This is a genomic window from uncultured Mycobacterium sp., assembly GCF_964249325.1.
Classification (GTDB): domain Bacteria; phylum Actinomycetota; class Actinomycetes; order Mycobacteriales; family Mycobacteriaceae; genus Mycobacterium.
Window position 1 is genome coordinate 1 of sequence record NZ_CAXUCH010000407.1, and the last position, 2,176, is coordinate 2,176.

Consider the following 2,176-nt stretch of genomic DNA (forward strand, 5'->3'; position numbering starts at 1 on the left):
TGTCTGACCATCGCTTGAAATCGTCATGCCGGTCGACGGGAATGCCCATCATCTCGGCGATGACGATCGTCGGCAGCGGCGATGCCAGGTCATTGACGAGGTCGATCGGGTGGTGGCCAGCTTTGGCGGCGATGTCATCGATGAGTTGTTCGGCGATGGCGCGGATCCGCGGCTCCCACGCGGCGATCCGCTTGGGCGTGAACGCCCGACTTACCTTCCGGCGTAGCTGGGTATGCTCCGGCGGATCGCTGGTCAGCAACGTGCGAATCGGCAACACGCGACCCAGCACAGCGGCGAGCCACGGTGGGAACTTGATGGCTGGGTTAAACGGGTTGTCATTAAAGCTGGAGCCGGTGCTCAGGTCCGAAGAGAAGCGGTTGGCATCGCGTACGGCCGCCGCGACGTCCTCGTGGCGGCTGAGCACCCACAGATCCGGATCCTGCGAATGGTAGACCGGCGCCTCGTCCCGCAGCCGCGCATAGTAGGGGTAAGGGTCGGCGATCACGGCTGGGTCGTTCAAATCGAACAGTATTCTGCTCATTGCGATGCTCCGAGCACCGTCATCAGGGTGTGCACCCACTGCCGAATGAACCGCTCGTCGTCGCCTCCGAGCGGACGGTCACCGTGAAGCGATGTTGCGATCCAGTAGTTTTCGATCGCACCGAGCCAGATCACCGTGATGGCTTCGAAGTCGCGCTCCGGTGAACCCTCTTGTGGTGATTTGTCTTCCAGCCACTTGGCAAGGAACCGACGTGATCTGGCGAAGAGTCGTTCCCGCGCCTCGGCCATCACCGTCGGGAACCGATCGCCTTCCTTGGCCATCACGCGAATCAGATCGCGCCAGCTGGTCATTAGCACCAGCGAGCCCCGGGCAACCAGCGTCAACTCAGCCTCAAGATTGCCCAGCGACAGCATCGGCGCAAGATTCAAACTCGCCTCCGAGGTTTGGATCGCCCGCTCCACGGCGGCCGCTAGGACCTGCTCCTTCGACCCGAAATGCGTATATAGGGCCCCTGAGTGCGGTGACAAGCGTGCGGCCTCTTCGATCGACGCAACCGAAGTTCCGGCATAGCCCTGATCGGCAAACAAACGCAGAGCTTCGTTGAGAATCCGATCGCGGGTACTGTCGCCCACACGCTGCCCAATCATTTGCTTGGATATACCAACCATACACTTGCTCTTGGGCGCGTGGAGTCAATCGAACTCTGTCATCTCGCAGAGACGCTTCAACCCTTCCCTTGCCACCGGAGCAGGTCGCGTACAGGGTCAGAAGGCGAGACGGCCGGGGCTCGTCGTCCACCCCGAGCTGCGGCGCGAACGAACGAGCCGGTATGCGGGGTGGCTTGCAGATGGGGTCCAATTCGTTGGCAACCTTGGTTACCACTCCGAGGCCGGTACCACTGATCCGGCGGGACTGGTCGCCTTCGACTCCCGTGAGGTTTACGACTTTATAGGTAGGCGGCGGCCGCCTACGAAAGAATCCGACGTCGACCGCGAGGTGTTACCAGCGGGCGGCGCTTGGTGACGGTATCGACATCAGATCCGAACTGGCAGTGTTTGGCAGCGAAGCGGAACCAATTTGGCAGTGGTCAGAATTCGGGCATACCCCGAGTGGAGAGTGTTGGTCCTCAAGACTTTCCGCCACCCTTGCGGTATTCATCACCGAGGTTTGTGAACGAAGTTGTCGAAGTCCGCGCAAACCCGGCGCGCCGACGGGACGTTGGCGCAGCCGACTCGCCGTCGAGGCTGGCGGGCGGCCCTCGGATGAGAAAAACTCTGACAGCGCGGTGTTGTCACCAATCGCGGTCTAGGAGCCGAGTTCGCGTAATCAGGCCTTTGGCGGCAGCGTGGCCAGGAGTGTGGCGCCGGCGATGGCTGCGCCGCCGGCCATACTCAATCCGAGCCATCGCTTTGTCCGTGGCATGTGGGGCCACGCGCCGGCGATTCCGGCGATGTCACCACTGTCTGCAAGCACACCCGCGATCAGCCAGGGTCGCACCCGCGCGCGGGCACGTATTGCGGTGAGAATGCCCATCCCGATTCCGATTTCGCGGCCTCCCATTCCACGTAAAAATGCTTGGGCGTCGGGCGCCGCGCCGCCCTCACCGGCCAGAGACCTGCCGGCCGTCGCCGGCGCCGCCAGCGCGGCCGCGCTTCCCGGCGCGGGAAGCAGTCC

General features: G+C 62.9%; 3 protein-coding genes. All 3 read right to left on the reverse strand.

Features of this window, described 5'->3' with window-relative positions; genetic code table 11:
* A partial coding sequence (locus ACFE99_RS25205; RefSeq protein WP_375489622.1) for a cytochrome P450 occupies positions 1-541 on the reverse strand: 541 nt, incomplete at its 3' end.
* Complete coding sequence (locus tag ACFE99_RS25210; protein ID WP_375489624.1) at positions 538-1,134, reverse strand: TetR/AcrR family transcriptional regulator; 597 nt, start codon at positions 1,132-1,134, stop codon at positions 538-540. The genes ACFE99_RS25205 and ACFE99_RS25210, both read right to left, overlap by 4 nt.
* A 694-nt stretch (positions 1,135-1,828) precedes the next feature.
* Positions 1,829-2,176 (reverse strand): hypothetical protein (locus tag ACFE99_RS25215; protein WP_375489626.1); only part of this gene is annotated, 348 nt, incomplete at its 5' end.